Genomic DNA, 20,481 nt, shown 5'->3' on the forward strand with positions numbered 1-20,481 from the left:
TTTTGTCTGCTCGTACTTATGAAACTGGACACCGCTACACATCACAGTATTCTTCAGCTTTATCGTTGGCTTAAAATTCTATTATGGGAACCGATGCATCAATGGATGGAACGAATTCACCGTAAACCTAGTCGAAAATCAGCGGGTAGGCGCAAGAAACAGTGAGCTAGTATTTCCGTCACTCAGGGGAAACTACATAAATTTACCAAATGGACAGAGAGCTACCTTCTGGTGGGCAATCGACTTTTTGGTAATGAAAACTAAAACCTTGTTCAGAATTATTCGAAAACTATGCCACCGACTTTTTATGCAACGCTAGTGATTATCAGTATATTGTATATTGAATATGTCTCATTTGCATGGTTACTGGAACTTTAGATCTAAACACAAAAAACTTTACCCCCTAAGAAAAGGAACGAACCCATCAGGAATAAAGTCACTTGTGAATACTTCTTCTTGTAGGTAGAATATCTCGATGGTATGTTCAGGATATTGTTTGCATATTCTATTTTGAAGTTTTGCAAAACGCAATGCAATGTCATCAACTTCTTCCTTAAATACCAACAGAAGGTTAACATCTGTTTCTTCTATTTGTCCATAAATCATGCTGATGTTATTATCTTCATAAAAATCGCTGACAATCTCTCTTTCCATACTCATCTCACCACCTACATTAACTTTATGCAGGATAGTGTTTCCTGATTCCAGCAAATCCAAACTGCCAGTTGCTAAATCCTCAGTATGCATAAAGTATGCGTTACTTTTGAGAACTCCAGAAATTTTTGCTTGCACTGATATTGTAGCATTTAGTGTGATCCAATCATTTGGGGAAGGAGCAACAATGCCTTGATTAATTTTTGGCTTTGTTGATGTCATATCATTTTCCTCCTTCTGTTTGATAATGACTGATAATCCAATCTGCCATCTGAAGAGCGGTCTCTTTAGACATCACAACAGTCGTTTTTTTCTCCCTAATAATTACCACTTCGTTTTCCTTTTGAGAGAATTCAGTGCTATCATCTGTTATTTTTGTTGAGACTCTAGGCTTCACATACTCTTCATAGAAGTCAAAGACTACATCTCCCACAGTATTCAAGTTCATGATTGATGTGGTAACAAGAGACCTTGAGTAGTCCTTACTTTCTTTGTCTTCATAACTCAGACTAAATTTCATCTTACACCACCCGTTTTATGCACCTTTTATCCACACTATGCCATATGGATAATTCTGGTCTCAATAATCCGGCTAGGCCGACTTAGGGTCATAAATGGGTCAAAACATTGATACACAAGGAGAAGATACTATATATAGTTTTAAGGAACATCGAAAAACACATATAGTATCCGATGTATAAATATAATTAAATTTGAATTTTTATTATTCCTCTGTAGTATCCTCCCTTTTATTGATTAATCCTATTAAACGGTAATTCAAGCTACTATTACAAGTCGATTTTCTATTACTAAAGAATGGAGGACTCTCCTTAAAAACCGCCGAAAGCTTGCTCGAGCATCTGTACACCATGAGAACTCTGGCGCTGCTCGTCGTCTTCCTACGTGAAAATGGCTTTCACCCGTCCTGCAGGTGATGAGCAAGGCAAGCAGAACCGCGAACCACTCGAACCGCAAGGATAACACCGATTCGTTGGATTGAGTTATTTTTCTATTCGATTATTTTTCGACAAGAACTTCCACTGTCCAGTCCATATTTTGAAATAAAAAGCTCCCAAAAACCATCCGGCTAAATTGCCGTTACGACGGCCTGGAAGCTTCGCACAAAAAAGAGACCTGCAGCAACGGGCTGCAGGTCTGATGTATATTCAAAAAGGGGGTCGAGTTCTATTATATACGGCCTTTGTTAAAGCCAGATGAAACGAAGATTGCAAATGGATTACAAATCATGACAAATGCCGGGATAACCATTCGGATCAGTCGAAATCAAAACGCTGCTCTTTCCATGGGCTCCCATACATATGATAACCGTTCTGCTCCCAAAATCCCGGCTTGTCCCGGGACATGAATTCGATGCCCCGCAGCCATTTGGCGCTTTTCCAGAAGTACAGGTGCGGAATGACCATCCGGACGGGATAACCGTGGGAAGGCGACAAGATTTCTCCGTTATGCTTGATTGCAAATAACGAGGTTTCCCGCAGGAAATCGTCCAGCGGCACGTTCGTGGTCCAGCCCTGCTCGGCATGAAGCATCACATAGTTTGCCTCCGGCTTCAGCTTCACCCGCTTCATCACTTCGCTTACAGCTACGCCCTCCCAGGCGTTATCCAGCTTGGACCAGGCCGTAACACAATGTATGTCATTGATGTAGACTTGCCGCGGCAGCGCCATGAACACCTTGTAGGATAGGGATATCTCCTCCTCCACAAGACCGAACAGCCGCAAATCCCATTTGCTCATATCCCGGTAATACGGAATATCCCCGTGGTGCAGTACCGGAAAGCCTTCGGTCACCGTCTGACCCGGCGGCACCCTCTCTTGCACTGCCGAGTTCGCCCGGACGCCGGATGCTTCGTCCCGTTCCTTCCGGTAAGCGCGCACCGCTGCGATAAAATCCTCCTCCTCCGACATCTCATTCGCCTCCATTCCATATGCAGTGGTATTCTAAGCTTCTTGCGTTAAGTATACCCAAAAGACAGACGCCGGACCAACCCGGCATTCACCAGAGCATTCACAAAAGCCGATTAAGCAATGGGCCATCGCAACTATGAACTTCTCCTTTGGCTGCAGGAAACCGTGCTATTTTTTCAGGAGAATGAATAGGGTTGTAATACAAGCGCGGAACGCAGCACGCAGGTCTTTACAAGTCAAGCAAAAACTGCAGCTTCAAAGCAAGCGCGGCTTATGATATGATAAGGTCGACCTGTATTTATATATTAAATTGTGAGGGAATGCCTTCCTATGAAAAAACAAACGATCGCCAGCATTGGCATCCTGGTGTTTCTGGCCATATTCGCAGCTTCCTGGGTTTTTGAATCTCCGATTTTACTGTACATCGCCAGCGCCATTCCGATGATTGTCGTGCCCTTTATTCCCGACTTACCCAAGAACCAAACGATTCGCCACAGGCGAAGCAAGCACATTAGCCTCGTTAAAGTTCGGACGGACGAGCAAAGCCCGGAATCCGTCGTTATTACCTTCAAGCCCGGCGCCATCCGCTGGGACGCGAGAAGCCTGGTTTTGGATTTGGAGGAATTAAACGACGCCATCCCGGTCGTTCAACATATCCCCGAGCAGAAACATGCCGCCGTGCTTACGGTCCTGCAGCATGACCTGCGCATAACAGGCAAGAAAAATCGGCAGGTCGCCATTTATTTGCCGAACCTGCACGATCGCTGCCAAAGCTTGTCCTACGAGCTGGAGTCCGTCAATCGGCTCATTCTCCGGATGGAAGACGTGTACATGCTGATTTCGCCTCCACTGACCGGCGCGGCATCGACAGCCGTCCCCTCATCGGAGAACGTCCGGCTGCACGCTTAGCCTGCCACTTGTAAATATAATCCCCTTCGCGGCACAGCATGTGCACTGCAATGGGGATTTTTTGTGCGGGTACAGACGAGGCCGTATTCGGCGGGAGCCCTGCGGCAACCGATGCCGCCTCACAACACAATATAAGCGGGCCTTGACGGCACAACATTCCCATCCCCCCTTCTGAGGTTGTAAAAAAGCCCGGCGCGCCGGAAAAAAATACCGGTCGGCCAAGCTTTTTGGATACGTCCCGAATTTCAATGACATGGCGCAATTCCACGGAATTCCGGGACCATTTCGAACGCACCGCGGACAGCTCCCGGCAAGGTGCTTCGCTGCATGACGGCGGTCGATCGACAATATTGTGCGCTTGCGTTGTCGCCACGACTCGTATTTTTCAAAAGCATGTTGAGGGAAACAGACTCGGTGGCCGCACTCCATAACCCAGCCTGAGGCCTGTTCCAGCTCGATCCCTTACGCCAAAATCCGGGCAGACTCCTGCATCACCCGCTGCATTGGCAGATGATACGGACATTTCTGCTCGCACAGCGGCGTCTCTTTACAGGGCTCGTAATCGGCACAGGAAGCCAGCTTCTCCTGCTGCTTGCTGAAGAAATCCATGCCCTTCGGCAGCAGGCCGAATTTCTCCCGCACCTTGCTCGCAATCATGACGTCCGGGATTTTAATATCGATCGGACAGGAGCAATAATTACAGCGGCGGCAATTGTGGGTGCCCAGCTCCTCCGCCAGCCCCTCCAGCTCCAGCCGTTCCGCCTCCGACACCTCGGCGGCTTGAGCCGCTATATTTTCCTTCACCTGCTCCACGCTAATCATGCCGGAGATGGTAACATGAACATCCTGGCTAAACGGATACCGGATCGCCTTATCTACCGGTTGAACGAATCCGCCCGACAGCGGCTTCATCACTACCCGGCCCATGTTTTGCCGGATTAGCTCAGGCACAAGCTCCTTAGCCGCAAAAGGCTGCACAAGGCTTAAATGGAACAGCACCTGATCGAATTGCCCCTTGCTGACCCAGCGCGACAGAAGCTCAGGACGATGGCCGGTTATGCCGATGAACCGCACCTTGCCTTCCCGCTGTGCCTCCAGCGCCGCCTCATAAGCACCGCCTTCACCCATCATTTGCTTAAACTCATGGACGAAATTGACATAATGAAGCTGAAGCAAATCCACATGATCCGTCTTCATCTTCCGCAGGCTGCCCTCAATTTCTTCCTTCGCCGCAGCATAATCCCGTTTGTTCGTTTTGGTAGCCAAGAAATATTCCTTTCGGCGGTGAGAGATGCTGCTGCCGATAATTTCTTCACTGTTGCGGTATGCAGAAGCGGTATCGATGTAATTAATGCCTTGATCGAGCGCATAATTCAAGGCATCACGCGCTTGATCCAGCGGCACGCCGGGCAGGTTCATCGCTCCGAAACCGAGCGATGATACCCGGTAGCCCGTGTTTCCGAATTCAGTGTATCTCATTTAAACGTTCACCCTTCCTTCGCGTTTTCTCCTCCTGTCCATTGTACCATTGGCATGGAGGGTCGCTCTACCCGCTTTTTCAGCCAATCCGCACCAGGAAGAAATCCGCCTAATAAATTTCGTTTTACAATTACATCCAAATATGATATCATAATAATATAATAATGATTTATCTTATTCATGACCAACAAGGAGGGGTTCACATGAAAGAACAAAAAGCATGGTCTTTAAACGGTTTTATGGGCATGTTGCCGCTGCTTTTCTTTGCGGCATGCGCCTTATTTTCCTTTCTAAGCGCTCAGAAGGTCATTGGCGTTATTTTCCTCGTCGCGCTGGCGGCCTATGCCTCCGGTTTTACAATTGTACAGCCGAATCAGGCCGCCGTCGTAACCTTCCTCGGCAAATATTTGGGAACGGTCCGTCACAGCGGATTTTGGCTTATTATCCCGTTCACAGTCCGCAAGCATGTGTCGCTGCGTGTTCGCAACTTCAACAGCGCCAAGCTGAAGGTGAATGATACTGCCGGCAGCCCGATAGAGATTGCCACGGTCGTCGTTTTCCGTGTCGTGGATACTGCCAAGGCCGTGTTCGATGTTGACAATTATGAGCAATTTGTCGAGATTCAAAGCGAAACCGCTCTTCGCCACGTTGCCAGCAAATATCCGTACGATTCCTATACAGGAGAACAAATCTCGCTCCGCGCCAATGCAGATGAAATCGCCAGAGAGCTGGAAGAGGAGCTTCAGCAGCGTCTGGCCCTTGCCGGTGTCGAGGTCATGGAAGCCCGCCTGACTCACCTTGCGTATTCCACAGAAATCGCCAGTGCGATGCTGCAGCGCCAGCAGGCCGATGCCATTATTGCCGCCCGGCAAAAAATTGTTGAAGGTGCTGTAGGCATGGTCCAAATGGCCATTGCCACCCTGCAGCAGGAAGGCGTGATTGAGCTCGATGAGGAACGCAAGGCAGCTATGATTAATAATTTGCTTGTCGCCATCGTGTCCGACCGGGCCGCTTCCCCGGTTATTAACACGAGCAGCTTGTACTGACGGTTCAAGCCGATGGCTCCCAAAAAAAGCTTTCCCCTGCGGATCGACCCGAAGCTGTATGAGGTGCTGGAGCGGTGGGCCCAGGACGAATTCCGCAGTGTGAACAGCCATATCGAGTATGTGCTTCGTGAAGCGGCCCGTAAGGCGGGCCGTCTGCCCGGATCGCGGATTGCAAACCTGCCGGAAGCAGGGGAGGATTCCGATGAACCGAAATAATACAGGTCTTACCATCCGCAGGCAAAATGGACGTCTTGTCGCCTTGTTTACAGTGGCTGGCGCAGCTGGCGCTGCGGCCATCCTGCCATACCAATTCGCCTTGTCAGGACAAACCCTTCAGGGCGCGGCAGCCCAGGCCGGACTTCCGCCCGGCGCCTTAATCGGCCTGTCGGTCCTGCAGACCGCCGTTCAAGTGCTCATTGCAAGCTGGCTCGGTCTGCTGATGGCCCGCTCTGCGGGGCTGGACGCGCCTATGCTGCGCAGCTGGATGTATAGAACTCCTGCCCCGGCATGGTCGGGACGCTGGCTTACCATCGCTATTGCAGGGAGCTTTCTCCTTACGCTCCTGCTGGCGCTAACAGATAAGCTGCTGCTTCAGCCTTACCTTCCGCCGGCAGTACATGTAGCAGCTGCGGCGGCTTCTCATCAGATGCCGCTCTGGTCCCGGGCTTCAACCGCCTTGTACGGCGGTGTTGTTGAGGAGGTGCTCCTGCGCCTGTTCGTGATGACTCTGCTGGTATGGATTCTTTCGATTCCTGCACGCCGCAGCCATCGTCCGATTGCCCCGGCCGTTTATGTGTGCGCCATTGTTCTGGCTACTCTCCTGTTTGGATTTGGGCATCTGCCGGCAACGGCCTCTCTATTCGGAGGCTTAAGCGGCTTGCTGGTCGTCCGGGCTTTGGTGCTGAACGGGCTGCTGGGTCTGTTATTCGGATGGCTTTATTGGAAAAAGGGGCTGGAGTACGCTATCGTCTCCCATCTGTTTGCGGATTTGTTCCTTCATGTGCTGTGGGCTTCCGCCTTAGCGTAAACCGTAAAGCGTCCGTTAAAAAAGAGGACCCCCGTTCAAGCCGGAGGTTGAATTTTGCCGGGATAGATAACGAAACAGCCGCCACGCCGGCCTAATAAAAGGAGAACCCCCTGCCTGCGCGCAAGAAGCGCCGCAAGCAGGGGGTTGGCTATTAGTTGTCTTTTTTGCCGTTATTAATTTTGTCACGCAGCTCCTGGAGCTTTTTCTCCAATTCCTTCTTCCGCTCATCATCGCTGTCGTCATTCTTTTTGTTGCCGCCGTTATTGCCATTGCTATTCGTATTGCCGTTGTTCCTGGTATCTTGATCTTTCTTCCCGCTGTCTTCCTTTGAATTATTCCCGTCGGTCTTGTTGTTGTCGGCTTTCGGGTCCTCGTTCTTTTGACCGTTGTCCTTGCCGCGATCCTCGTTCTTACTGTCTTCCTTTTTCCCGTCATCCCGGTTCCCGGACTTCGTGTTGTCCTTCGTATTCTCTCTCTCTTTGCTGCTGTCTCTATCTTTATCGTTATCTTTGTCAGCTTGAGAATTGCGCTTGTCCTCTGCAGGCTTGGCGGACGGTGAAGGCGTCGCCTTGACGTTCGAATCTCCTTGCCGGCTTCCTGCAGGAACGTTCGTTCTTTTCGTATCGTCCTTTTTGGAGTCCACTGTTCTGGCATCATTCGAATTCGTTTTAGTCTCTGTTTTGGAATTCGATTTGTCATTGTCCTTGCTGCTGTTCTTCCCGGTTTTCTTCCCGCTGCCCAGCTTGCCTTCCTTCTCCTCCGAGACCAGCTCCTTCAGCTGCTCCTTGGACGGCGGCTTGACCGGGTCGACAAGCTTGTTGAGCCCGCCGCTGGCCTTCGCGATATGGGTAATGGAGTCGCTTTGGAACTGCTCCAGCTCCACCTCCTGCCCGCTGGCCTTGGCGTTCAAATACACCGCATATTTCCCTGCCGACACCCCGTGGGTCATCGCTTCATTGCGCACCTCCTGCGGTGTGGCAATGGCAGCTACCTCAAAGGATTTCGCCTGCTCGGGCTTTAACGTTTGAATTTTTTGCTCAACCACAGCTTTCACCTTGCTGCCGATTTGGGTATCGTCCAGCTTGGTTTGTTCGGTGACGGCCGTGCTGGAAATAATAATATCCCCTTCATCCTTTAAATAACCCGCCGCCTTTTCAATCACTTCATTGGCGACCTCTTCCAGAGGCTTTTGCTTCCAATCCTCGCCCAGTGTTTCAACCAGTTGAATCCCGTCGTCGTTGAGGCCGCGCACCTCCAGAACATGCTCGGTTTCATCAATGCCCAGCTCTACACTCGGATTGATGTCCATGGAGATGTAGGCCACAACGGTCGGATCCGGCTGCATTCCCCCAGTAAAGGTTGTAAATACTACGACGCAGAAAATAACAGCCACAGCAATGGCGGAGCTCATTGTCAGAAGCGGATTCCAGCGCCGCTGCGCACGCGCGAACATGATTTCTTCGCCGATACGGCATGTGTGTCCAGCGCGGGGCACTTTTACGAAACTGCCCTGTGCAGTCAGTACCACAATATGCCGGTCCGTCATTTCCATGACGACCCCTTTGTTCATGGTTAAGCCTCCTTTCTCGGTAGTGAAGGAATTTGTAAATATTCCTTCAGACAGGGGTATGGACCGCTATGTATAAGAGCGATAGCAATAATAAACTTGCGGTTTCGCTCCAGCGTCTTACGGGATACATCGACCTGCTGCATCAATTCCTTGATTGGCAGCATTTTTTTACCGATGAGAATACGCATCAGCTCTGCGTCACTGGACAAGATATAGCCGATAGCAAAGAGAGCCTGACGGGAATCGACATGCTTCGGGGAAATTTCGGCCAGCTCGGAGAAGGTCATTCCGAATTGCTTCAGGCAGTCGTTGAAATCGGCGATTTCCGCCTGACGCTGTTCGATTAACCGTTCACTGTCATACACGAGCGCAGCCTGCTGGTTCTCCACAGGATTAATAATGTTGTCTTCTTCATCCTGCACGTCAAAGGAACTCAGGGGAATTTGGCCGGTGAAGCGCTGTTCCTTGCGGACATAATCAATCAGCCTGCGGCGGACGACCGTCTCGGCAAAGCTGAGAAACGAACGGCCCGATTCCGCGGAAAACTGGCTGATAGCCTCATTAAATGCGCCAAGCGCAATGCTGAACTCATCATCCTTGGCGGGATCTATATATCGCTTGCAAAAACGGCTCGTCATCTTGGCCACATAGGGCTGGTAGTCCGTGATGAATTCATTACGGAGCCTGACGTCGCCTCCTTGAATGCGCATCACCTTTTCTTCAGGTGATTCTGTATTTAATTGGGGGGCTTGGTGAGACTGGCGTTTCCCCAAAAACTTTTTAAACAGTACGAGTAACAACCGTTCCACCTCACACAATATTGTTCGAAATCGTCCCGGAATATGCGGGGGTCAATCTCGACTATTATACCACATTGCTTTCGGGCCTGTCCGTGACTGTAGTCCCGAAAACAGGACCTGAAAACAACAGGACCATGAAACCGTTTTATGTTCCGGACGAGCTAAAAAATCCGGGAAATTCGCTAGCTCTACTATTATATCTCGAATGAGCGGGCGCTTGAATTCCCTTTGAATTAAAAAAGCGCCCTCCGGGGCGCTTGCTTTTTATCCATCGCCCAGGGGCGCGCGAGTATGTTACGGTCCTCCCGGTTACCGGGAATGGCCCAGCGATTTCTTCTCCCGCAGCTTCGCCTTGCGTTTGCTGAGTACGGACAGCCGCTTCTTGAGCTGTTCCTCCCACTCGGCATCGGCCATTTGCTTTGCCACAGACAGCAGGTCAAGCGCCATATCGATTTGATTGAGTACGATGTCGAGCGGTTCCTCGCTCTCATCATTTACACAATTTTCATATAAGGCGGGATTCTCCCGGCCGTCCACATATTCCTGAAAATCAATCTCATGGGCGCCGTCTCCGTGCGCATACTCGGCTAAAATCTCATATTCGTGCTCAATCAGGTAGTGCACCTCGATGCGGTGGCATACCGGGCAAAATAACAATGGTACGTTGTGAATGTGCGTGCGATAATGTTTCAGTGTTCCTTGGGTTCCAATCATACTGGCTCCGCAGCAAAAACTCATCTTGCACTCCTCCTCCAACACCTTGCGGATACTGCCGCTTTGTACATACATATTCGCTTTGCCGCGCGAATTATCCTCTTTTTGCAGACGAAAATATGTAATTCAGTATAATCGGGCGCGCGCCTTTCGCATAGGTATAAATGATTTCCAAAACGAATTTCAACGTCCAAAGCCCCTCTGGAATGCTGTGCAGGGCTCGGTGAGAGCGAATTTTCAGAAAAAAAAGAAATTAACTATGGAAAACAGCTCCTCTTCTTAGTAAGATGGAAGAAACAACGTACATAATATAGCAGAGACAGCGGAATATACGGATAAGGATGTGGATCTTATGCCAAGGCATCTCGTAGTCGGCAACGGTAAAATTTTGATTAATCTGGATCAGCATTGCTTTATCCGCGATGTGTACTACCCTTACGTCGGCCAGCTTAACCATGTCGGCGGCTACTTGTGCCGCATGGGCCTGTGGGTAGACGGCCAGTTCTCCTGGCTGAGCGACCCCGAATGGGAAATCAAGCTCGCCTATACGGAAGATTCGCTGGTCACCGAGGTAACAGCGGCCAATCCGGAGCTTGGCATTGCGCTTGTGCTGAACGACGGCGTCCATCAGCGCGATAACATTTACTTAAAGCGGGTCCGGATTACGAACCATGGCGCCGAGCAAAAGGAAGTCCGGGTCTTTTTCAGCCAGGATATGATGATTAATGAAACCGAGGTCGGCGATACCGCCGTTTATTATCCGGAAAACCACACCATGTTTCACTACAAGAAAGACCGCTACTTTATGTTCAACGGCATGGCCGAAACCGAACGGGAAGGAATTTATCAGTTCACCGCGGGGGTCAAGCGGTTCCATAATGCCGAAGGGACCTGGAAGGATGCCGAGGACGGCCATCTGATGGGCAATGCCATCGCCCAAGGCTCGGTAGACAGCACCATCAGCATCCGGACCTTCATTCCGCCCGGAGCGGAACGCGAAATCTACTACTGGCTGTCCATCGGCAAAAGCCTGGAAGAAGTCAAAAAGCTGGACGCTTATGTCAAGGAAAGCCATCCGGGCAAGCTGCTGGACCGCGTCAAAATATACTGGCAGCACTGGGTCAACAAGGCGAGCCGCGATTATGCCGACCTGAGCGATGATATTATCCGCATGTTCAAGCACAGCCTGCTGATGGTCCGTACCCAAACCGATGTCGACGGGGCCATCATTGCCGCCAACGACACCGACATCATGCAGTACAACCGCGATCATTACAGCTACATGTGGCCCCGTGACGGCGCGCTCGTCGCTTATGCGATGACGATGGCCGGTTATCAGGGGATGATCGTCCCGTTCTTCCACTTCTGCGCCGCTGCGCTGTCTCCCGAAGGCTATCTCCATCACAAATACAACCCGGACGGCACCGTCGGCTCCAGCTGGCATCCCTATATCGTCGGCGGCAAGCAGCAGCTGCCCATTCAGGAGGATGAAACGGCGCTCGTGCTGTTCACCCTGTGGCAGGATTACGCCCAGCATGGGGTGATTGAGCTGCCGCAGTCCCTCTACAAAAGCCTCATCCGCAAAGCAGCCCGTTTCCTGTACCAGTACGTCGAAGAGGATTTGAACCTGCCCAAGCCGAGCTACGACTTGTGGGAGGAGCGTTACGGCATCTTTACGTTTACGACCTCAGCCGTGTACGGAGGCTTGATCGCCGCCGCCAACTTCGCCAAGCTGTTCGGCGACGATGAACGGAGCCTGCGCTACAAAATGCACGCCGAGCGGATTAAGGAAGGCATTCTGACCCACCTGTACGATGAGCAGCTTGGACGCTTTGTCCGGGGCTTATATCAGAAGGACGGCGAGTGGGTGAAGGACCCGACCCTGGAGAGCAGCATGTACGGCATCTTCGAATTCGGCGTTCTTCCGGCCACCGATCCCCGTGTTGTCAGCACGATGAAGGCCATCAAGGACGGCTTGACCATTAAAACGCCGGTCGGCGGGGTAGCCCGTTACTACCATGACTACTATTTCCAGCGCTCCTCCGATATCGAGAAAATTCCGGGGAATCCGTGGATTATCTGTACGCTCTGGACCGCGGAGCACGAGATCGAGACGGCTCAAACCATTGAGGAGCTGCAAGGTCCGAAGCAAACGCTCGAATGGGTCATCGCCCATGCGATGGAGAGCGGCATCCTGTCCGAGCAGGTCGATCCGATGGATGGCAGCCCGCTATCCGTCGCCCCGCTGACCTGGTCTCATGCAACCTTCGTGCTCACCGTGGTTAAATACATGAACAAATACCATAAGCTCACCGGCAAAAGCGCGAATGGCATTTACAAGCATTGGATGTAGAACATACAAGGTCAATCATTCTCTTACCAAGCGAAGCACTGCGCGCCGCTTGACAGTGCATCCTCCCCCCCTTCATGCAGGCTTGAGGGCTGGTGCCGGACAGCTTCCCGTATGGATGGCAGACAACAAGAGTCACCTGCGGCAGAGAAACAATTTAAAGGAAAGTGAATGCTGCCTGTGGTCAGCTCCACGATCTCCCCTCCAAAAAACAAAGATGCCATCCCCTGTTCCCGCAGGAGGACGGCATCTTTGTTTGCCAAGGCATCGTTTATAGTTTATGCGCTATTTCCACTCATAGCCGCTAATTTTTTTCTGCCCCCACGGCGCAACCTGAACACGGACAATCATATTCCGGGCTTGATCCTCCAGTTCACGGCCGGTTCCTTCCGGCACGTAGTACCGTTCCAGCCCATATTCGACAACGGCCTCCACCGCAGCTTGCAGGGAGCTGACCCACTCCAGCCGTCCTTCAAGCACGGTCTCCTCGCCTGCGGCTTGCAGCTTGTCATAGGAAGCGGACTTGACCTCATAGACGCCATCCGCTCCCGGCTGGAGGAGCACATATACTTTTTTGCCGACGGGGTAGTTCTCCGCCTGGATGGGCTCCTCTCCCGTCCATTTCGAGACGGGAATACGGCTAATATCATAGCTCAGACGCACGTAATCCCCGTAAAACAAATCACGCGGATCTACGGGAGCGGTCTGCAGCCGGATCTCCTTGCCGAACCAGCCCGTGGCGTAGTAGCTCCCGGCCAAGCCAAGCAGAAACAAAACCTGAAGCGCAAGCAGTACGCCGATCCGGACTGTTCTTTTACTTCTTGCTCCGGTCATTGAGCTCATCGGGGTTCCCTCCTTCCGGCTTCAGCGCTTCCCGTTTCTGCTTATTGAGGTACCAGCTGATCCCAAGCAGCAGCAGTCCGCCAATGAGGAAGAACATGGATTTGTCCATAAACCCCCAGGTCAGCTTCGTGTAAGCAACCAGTGTCGTTGCCAGAAACAGCAATGTGCCGAGGTTGATTTTGAACCGCCACTGGGCTTTGAAGCCCGCTGTCAGCACATACAAGGAGAACAAAAACATGAGCAGCAGATAGGTTACTCCGGAGCTTCCCATCGGCAGCAAGAAGGCCGGGAGCAGTATCAGCCACTCCGGCAAGGAGCCGAGACGCTTCCGCCGCTGCTTCCCCCAGGCGGACAGCGCCGCCAGCACCAGCAGAATCGGAATGAAAACCGGCGCATCCGCCCAAGGACGGGAGTAGATCGACAGCTCGTCAATGGCCGCCCCGAACAGAGCCATCAGATAAGCAACCGCCAGCACCAGCGCCTGAAGCGGATAAACCGCATCCCGCTCCTTCTGACGCAGCCAGTCTCCTGCTGTATACAAAACCATAAGAGGCACAATGAACCATATCGGCTCTCCATCCCAGTGACTTATAAAACCCGCGCACTCAATCAGTACGGCCGCTCCGAGCACAAGAGACAGCAGTCCGCTGCAATAACGCCACCAATAGCTGCCCAGCCCGGCAAGCAGCAGCGCTGCGCTAACATAGCTGAACGTATGGAACTCATTCAGACTGTAGAACTGGCTGATCACGAGAATTGCCGCAGTGAGGATAAAGATGAACCGGCTTCGGTACAGCCAGGTCAGCGCTGTCCCGAACGCTCCCCATAGCACGAAAGACGCGATGTTGTTGCTCGTTAAATGAAACATCTGGGCAATCAGGAACAAGCTGCCCCCGAAGGTGAGAAGTCCAGCTCCGGCCAGCGCTATGCCGAGCTTCTCATTGCCTTGTTTAACAAAGCGTTCCCCCGCCGTATAGAAGCCGGTTAAGGTCACCAAAAGAATCGCCAACCGCGCAAACGGATGAATGCCTTGCCAGTTCGCTGCTACGAACGACAGCACCCCCAGCCCGACAAGCAGCGCCCCGAGTACGGGAAGAATACGACCGGCATGCCGTTCAACCGGATACAGCTCCATAATATTCCTTACCTGCTCTTCACTGACAATGCCTTTCTGGACCCAATGTGCGCTTTCCCGCTCCAGCCATTTTCTCGACACCGTCATGCCTCCTTTCGAATGGTACAGGATTGTTGTACCGACCGGCGAAGCAGATTGCCTCTTGTTTATGCTGCCCCAAGCCGTCCAACGGCAGTAGGGTGCAAAAACTTTTGCAGAACCATGGCTTGCGTCTTTGGCAAACCATCAGTCAGCCCTGATTTGTACAGCATGCCGACGCCATTCCATGATTTGCTCCCTGGCTCCCGATCACCAGATGGGGATGGCTGTCTGACTCTATGGTATAATGACGCAGACCGCTATGCAAATGTTTCCGTTTTTGCAACTTCAAGGCTATGGATTACGTTATAACAGCTATGGGCTCTTTTAACCCATCAGAACAGGGGGAACCAGCAATGAGTACAAGTTTTGGAATTACGGGTCTCGTGTTTCTTTTCATGGTGTTTGTGTTTTTCATGGCGCATGTTGCGCTTTGTATCTGGGCTTACCGTGATGCGCTGAGCCGGGGCCGCAGCCGGGAATACGCCCTCATTGTTCTCTTGGCGATGCTGCTGTTCCCGCTAATGGGGCTAATCATCTATTTGCTCATCCGAAATGATTAATGGGCATATCCTCCTACTGCTCCACCACACTCTGCGCGGCGAGCTTGGTCCGAGGAATTGACCGCAGCTCTCCTTCTTATTCCTTAACCCAGTAGGCGCTGCCGTCTTCCTTGCGCTCCATAAATCCGTATTCAATGAAATACCGCCGCAGCGTGGCGTGATCATGGAATATTGGCTTCAGAATCGCCTGAACCTCTTTCTCGGTATATGTCTGCTTGCTGTCGAAGCGCTTCACGATGTGCTTCAGCAGCACCCGCTTGCGCTTTTCCCGTTTCGGAAATTTACTGAGCGGACCGTCAAGCCCTTCCTTGAAATACATCTCAAGAATTTCGGCATGCTCTTGCTCCGTAATCGCAAACCGTTCGTCGACCATCGCTGCCGTCCGGTGAATCGGAATAAGCTGCTGAGGCTTCGGCGCAGGTAAATGAAGCAGCTCCATCAAAGCAAGAAACACCTTGGCTTGTTTTTCCTTCTCCCGCAGCGTAAAACGGTGATTACGAATCGTGGAGGTGCTGCCGCCCTCCAGCGCTTTCACGATTTCCGCATCGCTGAGCCCTTGCTGGAACAGATCCAGCAGCCGCCTCTGGTGGTCCGTGAGCCCCGTATAGCGTTTATTCATCTGGAGCAAGTAATGAAACATGGATTGATGCTGCGCGTTAATATGCACCTGCATAAACTTCTCCGCTTCATACAAGCGCTCCCCGTCTGCAAAGACAATCCCCTGCTCAAGCTCCGTACCGCAGATTAAGCATGTATATAGGCCCGTCTGAGCCTGAAACACATATCCCCGCTTCAGCTCGTCAAGCGAGGCAGACCAAAACATCTCATGCAGTTCACTCATTACGTTCACCTCAAATGTTTATTTTATAGTAAACATATTATGATTTCGTTTATATATGAACCTTATCGTCTCTTTCTACAATATACTACGGCCGTCTTGTTCGATAGTCCTTCTCCGTTAAGCTGCTGCTCTTACAAACCGGCATAGCTGGATGTGATCGAGCACGGTCATGCGATGCCGCTCTTCACGCTGGGATTATCGCTATAAGCCCCTATTGCCGGGCCAGATCACCCCGGTAAAACAACCATGCCCTGATGCAAAAAAATACCGCATCGCTCCGTTTTCGGGGAACATGCGGTATTTGTACGTTCAATTGGTACGTTCAATTGGTACGTTCAGTTTGTACGTTCAGCCAGGACTAGGAATCACCGTAGGTTTCGGCATATTTCTGAGGAGACCACAGCTTATCCAGATCGGACGGATCGGCCATCTCAATAACAATCATCCAGCCGGCTTCATAGGGAGCTTCGTTCACCTTTTCAGGGGAATCCGTCAACGCAGCGTTGATTGACACGATTTTGCCGGATACCGGCGCGTACAGCTCCGAAACCGTTTTGACCGATTCCACGCTGCCGAACGGCTCACCGTATTGAACCTCCGCGCCGATTTCAGGAAGCTCTACGAAAACGATGTCGCCCAGCTCATTTTGAGCAAAATCTGTAATTCCGACCGTAATCCGGTTTCCTTCGATTCGCGCCCATTCGTGCTCTACGCTATATTTCAAATCCGATGGCAAATTCATCATTTACTCCTCCTCTATTCTTTAGGTCCCAAAATTTTATGTATTCGCTGCTCTACCATACCGAGCGCTTTCTCTCCGGCGCCGAAAAACCGCATTTGCAGCTGATCATCGAACAAATAAAAAGCAGGCACATATTCGTTCTGAAAAGCATCCGTTACCGCATGAGCATTATCAACAGCAATGGGATGCTGCAGCTCGTACTGCTTGACCATTTCCTTGACCGCCTCCACATCCGTATCCTTCTCAGAACGCGGCATATGAATTCCGACCAGTTGCAAGCCGTACTGCTCCCCGAACTTGACCCGCCATTCGTTCAACAGGGGCAGGCCCTCCTTGCACATATAGCAGCTTACCGCCCAGTAATGCACCAGCACCGGCTTGCCGCGCAAGGCTTCCAAGTCCACTTGGCTGTTAATCCATTCCGTCACACCGGCAAAGCCGGGCAGCTCCGTCCTTAAACGCATCGGCATCGTGTTTCCCTCCTTTTGTTTTCCTTTACAATTGGGGTCCGGCCGCCTAACCGGCGTTCTTTCTTCAGCAAGCGAGCAGCCGATTTACCCTATTCCGGGTTACAACCTAGTTTATGAGTATCTGCGATGTATATTCGAATCCCGCCGGATATCCGCTTCGCCGTCATTGCTCAGACGGGCATCATCCGGCTAAACCTGCTTGCGATTTACTGATTTGGTTGGCTATGGTCATGGGACGCCACGCTACGAGCTGGAAGCAGTACTCGTAAACACGTGCGCTAGTATATTGTTCCGTCATTAACGAAACTACGCTTCGACACCACTTGCAGCCTACTTGCTGTGCTTCTCGTGGTCCGGACATGGATGCTGCTTCAGGTTTGCTCCACCTGGACGGAGATTATATCGTAAAAAACCCTCCCCCTGCACACGTGCAGGCAGGAGGGTTTCAAGCTGAAGGAGCACATCCAAAAGGATGATCCAACTCAGCGAAGTCCTGTCATAGCTTGGGCAAAGCTTATTTCGCCACCAGATGTCCTTGGCCTGGCTTCCAGTTCGCCGGGCACAGACCACCGGATTGCAGTGCTTGCAGAACGCGAAGCGTCTCGTCTACGCTGCGACCTACATCATTGTGGTTTACAACCTGGTATTTCAGGATACCGTCCGGATCGATGATGAACAGGCCGCGAAGCGCGATACCTTCTTCTTCGATCAGAACGCCGTAGTCTTTTGCTACCGATTTGGTGATGTCCGCGCCGAGCGGGTAGTTCAGCTTGCCGAGACCGTTCGCTTCACGCGGGGTGTTCAGCCATGCGCGGTGGGAGTGGATGCTGTCCACGCTGACACCGAGGATTTCAGTATCCAGGTCGGAGAACTGCTCAATCGCATCGCTCAGAGCGATAATTTCTGTTGGGCATACAAATGTGAAATCCAGCGGATAGAAGAACAGAACGAGCCATTTGCCGCTATAGTCGGACAAAGAAACTTTACCGAAATCTTGTCCGTTACCCAGTGCGGTTGCCAATGTAAAATCAGGTGCTTTTTTACCAACCAAACGATCAGCCATGGTTATGTAACCTCCCAGGAAATCTATATTTTCACAAGTAAAATCGTAACATTTGCAAGGGTCGAAGTCAACATGACATCTATTATTGATTAATAATTATTTTAATATAAACCCCTTGTTTTCACGAACGTTTGTTTGTATTATTTATGTATAATTTAATTGTATATGTTCCAATATTTAGGTTCCATCTATTCTTTTATTTGGGGTGAAGCGCAGTGAAGTCACCGGAATGGAAGCAGCATTTGTCCGCTGCCTATGATCGGCATGCATGTGAGAGAGAGCGGATGGAGAAGCAGGACTGGAAGGAAATTGAACGGGCCCATTTCCATACCAGACTGCAGCAGGAAGGGGCCGTTTCCCTGCTGGAGATTGGCGCAGGCACAGGAAGAGACAGCCTGTTCTTTGCGCAAACGGGTTATGAAGTAACCAGCTCGGACTTGTCTCCCCGTATGGTACAGCTTTGCCGTGAGAAGGGCCTGCAGGCCGAGGTTATGGATTTTTACAAAATGACCTACCCCGATGGAAGGTTCGATGCGGTGTACGCCCTGAACTGTCTGCTCCATGTGCCCAAAGCGGATATAGTGAAGGTGCTGCTGGAGATTCGCCGTGTGCTGCGCCCGGGCGGATTATTTTATATGGGTGTGTACGGCGGGCCTGATTCGGAAGGGGTTTGGGAGGAGGATGCTTATGAACCGAAACGTTTCTTCTCTTTCTATACGGATCGCTCTGTTCAGGATGTTGTCGGAAGCTTCCTGGAGCCCGTCTATTTCCGGGTTATTCCCCTTGCCGAAGGCAAACCCCACTTTCAGTCCATGATATGGCGCAAGCCGCCGAGAGCCGGAACATTTCAAATCCGGACCCTGTAGCCATCTTTTTCAGGGCTTCCTTCGTTATTGCCGCTCCTGCTGTATATGTACTGGACGTCAGTCGGACATGCGTGCAGCAATGAATGCTGCACGCGTCAAGACTCGAAGGAGCCGGAAATGCTATGCATTAAAAAGACGACATTCCTCCGCAGCTAGCGTACCTTTCGAAGCTCCATGTATCGCTCCTTCGTCAGCTGCTCCGGCTCCGCCTGCAGCTCGCTGGCCAGAAGCGCCGCGAAGGACTCATAATGCGCTTGAAGGGAAGCATAGTCGTTAAGCCCCGCATAGGCTGTCAGCAAAAGACGGCATATTTCATCGGAATACGGCTCCTTTTCCTGAAGCTTGTTTAGCCGACGAACGGCCTGCCGCTGCTGCCCGTTTCGCAGCTCATAGCCTGCTGCAGCCAAACTCAGCTGCATATATCTCTGCAGAAGATCCCTTTTTTTGGACTTGACCCATGCATAATCATGCTCCTCCAAATAATCACCCCGGTACAGGGAAAGAATGCGATCCACCTGTGCCAGCTGCTGGCTTGAATTGACTGTATCGCAACGGTACGACTGCTCAAATTGCTCTACATCCGTAACGACCTGATCCGATGTAAGACGATAGCTTTCCTGCGCGAACTCCACCAGCATCTCAAGGCCGCTTTCCTTCAACTGCTTGCGAATCTGGTATACGCAGGTATGCAGATGTGTAACAGCCTTGTCATGAATATATTCGGGCCAAAGCACCTCCAGCAAATGCCCTTTTGTGAGCCAGCGGCCTTTGTGATGAAGAAGATAGGCGAACAATTCTTGTGTCTTGTGGGTCCTCCATTTGAGCTGCTTATGCGCCCCTCTGGACAAGGACAGCCGTCCGAAGCATAAGAGATCGGGAGTATTCTGCCTTACCGCCGTCGTCTGAGCACGCTCTGTCCGCTGAGCCATGAATTCCTGAATGCGGTCCAACGTTTTCCCAAACCGTTCGGGATGAACGGGCTTTAACAAATAATCAAGCGCATGAAGCTCAAAAGCTTCGATCGCATATTCCGAATACGCTGTAATATACACGATCCGAATTTCCGGGTTCAGCTGTTGAATATATTCACCGGCTTCCAGACCGTTCATTTCGGGCATTTCTATATCGAGAAACACAACATCGGCAGCAGGGTCCTCCCGCAGATGCTCAAGCCCATCTATCGCCGAGTTATACTTGCCAGCTATTTCGATTCGGCCGTCCTTGCGCAGCAGCCGCTCCAAATGTGTAATAGCCGGCTTCTCGTCATCAATTAAAATCGCCTTCAACCTTTCTCACCTCTTCTGACAAAGTGAAACGCTTTAGCGCGAAACTAGCTCGATTCTTTCTACAGGGGTAACTGTCCACCCGTTCACCGTGGCCGTGGCTGGCCCAGGGCGAGGGCG

The 20,481-nt window shown here is 51.3% G+C and carries 21 protein-coding genes; 7 read left to right on the forward strand and 14 right to left on the reverse strand.

The features are described 5' to 3' along the window. Positions 1 to 396 precede the first annotated feature (396 nt). The 3 genes from WBG83_RS20570 to WBG83_RS20580 form a co-directional block, all read right to left on the reverse strand. Positions 397 to 876: a hypothetical protein gene (locus WBG83_RS20570; protein ID WP_336747242.1), complete on the reverse strand. Its 480-nt coding sequence runs from the start codon at positions 874 to 876 to the stop codon at positions 397 to 399. A 1-nt stretch (position 877) separates the two neighbouring features. Then, positions 878 to 1,174, reverse strand: a complete 297-nt coding sequence (locus tag WBG83_RS20575; protein ID WP_336747243.1) for a hypothetical protein — start codon at positions 1,172 to 1,174, stop codon at positions 878 to 880. 754 nt (positions 1,175 to 1,928) lie between these two features. Beyond that, positions 1,929 to 2,582, reverse strand: coding sequence for a sulfite oxidase-like oxidoreductase (locus WBG83_RS20580; RefSeq protein WP_336747244.1), 654 nt, complete (start codon positions 2,580 to 2,582; stop codon positions 1,929 to 1,931). A 330-nt stretch (positions 2,583 to 2,912) separates the two neighbouring features. Here WBG83_RS20580 and WBG83_RS20585 point away from each other — a divergent pair, with 330 nt between their 5' ends. After that, positions 2,913 to 3,491, forward strand: coding sequence for a hypothetical protein (locus tag WBG83_RS20585; RefSeq protein WP_336747245.1), 579 nt, complete (start codon positions 2,913 to 2,915; stop codon positions 3,489 to 3,491). A 462-nt stretch (positions 3,492 to 3,953) separates the two neighbouring features. Here the strand turns inward: WBG83_RS20585 and WBG83_RS20590 are convergent, their stop codons facing one another. After that, positions 3,954 to 4,970, reverse strand: a complete 1,017-nt coding sequence (locus WBG83_RS20590) for an aldo/keto reductase (protein ID WP_336747246.1) — start codon at positions 4,968 to 4,970, stop codon at positions 3,954 to 3,956. A gap of 203 nt (positions 4,971 to 5,173) precedes the next feature. Between WBG83_RS20590 and WBG83_RS20595 the strand changes: the two genes are divergently transcribed. The 3 genes from WBG83_RS20595 to WBG83_RS20605 are packed head-to-tail and all read left to right on the forward strand — an operon-like array spanning position 5,174 to position 7,043. Further along, on the forward strand, positions 5,174 to 6,016 hold the full coding sequence (locus WBG83_RS20595; RefSeq protein ID WP_336747247.1) for an SPFH domain-containing protein: 843 nt from the start codon (positions 5,174 to 5,176) through the stop codon (positions 6,014 to 6,016). Between the two features lie 12 nt (positions 6,017 to 6,028). Beyond that, positions 6,029 to 6,232: a hypothetical protein gene (locus WBG83_RS20600; RefSeq protein ID WP_336747248.1), complete on the forward strand. Its 204-nt coding sequence runs from the start codon at positions 6,029 to 6,031 to the stop codon at positions 6,230 to 6,232. Continuing rightward, complete coding sequence (locus WBG83_RS20605; protein WP_336747249.1) at positions 6,219 to 7,043, forward strand: CPBP family glutamic-type intramembrane protease; 825 nt, start codon at positions 6,219 to 6,221, stop codon at positions 7,041 to 7,043. The genes WBG83_RS20600 and WBG83_RS20605 overlap by 14 nt, the downstream gene beginning before the upstream one ends. 151 nt (positions 7,044 to 7,194) lie before the next feature. On the opposite strand, the gene WBG83_RS20610 is transcribed toward WBG83_RS20605, so the two are convergent. The 3 genes from WBG83_RS20610 to WBG83_RS20620 form a co-directional block, all read right to left on the reverse strand. Then, positions 7,195 to 8,613: an anti-sigma-I factor RsgI family protein gene (locus WBG83_RS20610; protein ID WP_336747250.1), complete on the reverse strand. Its 1,419-nt coding sequence runs from the start codon at positions 8,611 to 8,613 to the stop codon at positions 7,195 to 7,197. 2 nt (positions 8,614 to 8,615) lie between these two features. Next, positions 8,616 to 9,323, reverse strand: coding sequence for an RNA polymerase sigma factor SigI (gene sigI / locus WBG83_RS20615; protein ID WP_336747251.1), 708 nt, complete (start codon positions 9,321 to 9,323; stop codon positions 8,616 to 8,618). Between the two features lie 399 nt (positions 9,324 to 9,722). Continuing rightward, positions 9,723 to 10,151, reverse strand: a complete 429-nt coding sequence (locus WBG83_RS20620; protein WP_336747252.1) for a hypothetical protein — start codon at positions 10,149 to 10,151, stop codon at positions 9,723 to 9,725. A 328-nt stretch (positions 10,152 to 10,479) separates the two neighbouring features. Between WBG83_RS20620 and WBG83_RS20625 the strand changes: the two genes are divergently transcribed. Further along, a complete protein-coding gene (locus tag WBG83_RS20625; protein WP_336747253.1) occupies positions 10,480 to 12,480 on the forward strand; it encodes a glycoside hydrolase family 15 protein in 2,001 nt (666 codons plus the stop codon). 282 nt (positions 12,481 to 12,762) lie between these two features. On the opposite strand, the gene WBG83_RS20630 is transcribed toward WBG83_RS20625, so the two are convergent. Both WBG83_RS20630 and WBG83_RS20635 read right to left on the reverse strand, forming a co-directional pair. Next, positions 12,763 to 13,320 carry a GDYXXLXY domain-containing protein gene (locus WBG83_RS20630; protein WP_336747254.1) on the reverse strand — a complete coding sequence of 186 codons (558 nt, stop codon included), beginning with the start codon at positions 13,318 to 13,320 and terminating at the stop codon, positions 12,763 to 12,765. Further along, the gene (locus WBG83_RS20635) at positions 13,292 to 14,536 is read right to left on the reverse strand and encodes a DUF2157 domain-containing protein (RefSeq protein WP_336747255.1); all 1,245 of its coding nucleotides are present in this window, start codon (positions 14,534 to 14,536) and stop codon (positions 13,292 to 13,294) included. The genes WBG83_RS20630 and WBG83_RS20635 overlap by 29 nt, the downstream gene beginning before the upstream one ends. 353 nt (positions 14,537 to 14,889) lie before the next feature. Here WBG83_RS20635 and WBG83_RS20640 point away from each other — a divergent pair, with 353 nt between their 5' ends. Continuing rightward, positions 14,890 to 15,096, forward strand: coding sequence for a PLD nuclease N-terminal domain-containing protein (locus WBG83_RS20640; protein ID WP_336747256.1), 207 nt, complete (start codon positions 14,890 to 14,892; stop codon positions 15,094 to 15,096). 76 nt (positions 15,097 to 15,172) lie between these two features. Here the strand turns inward: WBG83_RS20640 and WBG83_RS20645 are convergent, their stop codons facing one another. From WBG83_RS20645 to WBG83_RS20660, 4 genes are all read right to left on the reverse strand, one after another. Next, positions 15,173 to 15,937, reverse strand: coding sequence for a DUF2087 domain-containing protein (locus WBG83_RS20645; protein WP_336747257.1), 765 nt, complete (start codon positions 15,935 to 15,937; stop codon positions 15,173 to 15,175). Positions 15,938 to 16,295: 358 nt separating this feature from the next. After that, on the reverse strand, positions 16,296 to 16,679 hold the full coding sequence (gene gcvH, locus WBG83_RS20650) for a glycine cleavage system protein GcvH (protein WP_336747258.1): 384 nt from the start codon (positions 16,677 to 16,679) through the stop codon (positions 16,296 to 16,298). A 14-nt stretch (positions 16,680 to 16,693) separates the two neighbouring features. After that, positions 16,694 to 17,149: a redoxin domain-containing protein gene (locus WBG83_RS20655; RefSeq protein WP_336747259.1), complete on the reverse strand. Its 456-nt coding sequence runs from the start codon at positions 17,147 to 17,149 to the stop codon at positions 16,694 to 16,696. Positions 17,150 to 17,663: 514 nt separating this feature from the next. Next, complete coding sequence (locus WBG83_RS20660) at positions 17,664 to 18,212, reverse strand: peroxiredoxin (RefSeq protein ID WP_336747261.1); 549 nt, start codon at positions 18,210 to 18,212, stop codon at positions 17,664 to 17,666. A gap of 215 nt (positions 18,213 to 18,427) precedes the next feature. Here WBG83_RS20660 and WBG83_RS20665 point away from each other — a divergent pair, with 215 nt between their 5' ends. After that, complete coding sequence (locus tag WBG83_RS20665) at positions 18,428 to 19,078, forward strand: class I SAM-dependent methyltransferase (RefSeq protein ID WP_336747262.1); 651 nt, start codon at positions 18,428 to 18,430, stop codon at positions 19,076 to 19,078. A gap of 152 nt (positions 19,079 to 19,230) precedes the next feature. On the opposite strand, the gene WBG83_RS20670 is transcribed toward WBG83_RS20665, so the two are convergent. Further along, a complete protein-coding gene (locus WBG83_RS20670; RefSeq protein ID WP_336747264.1) occupies positions 19,231 to 20,364 on the reverse strand; it encodes a response regulator in 1,134 nt (377 codons plus the stop codon). Positions 20,365 to 20,481: the final 117 nt, after the last annotated feature.

This window comes from Paenibacillus sp. y28 (genome assembly GCF_037137075.1).
In the GTDB taxonomy this organism is placed as follows: Bacteria; Bacillota; Bacilli; order Paenibacillales; family NBRC-103111; genus JBBBNV01.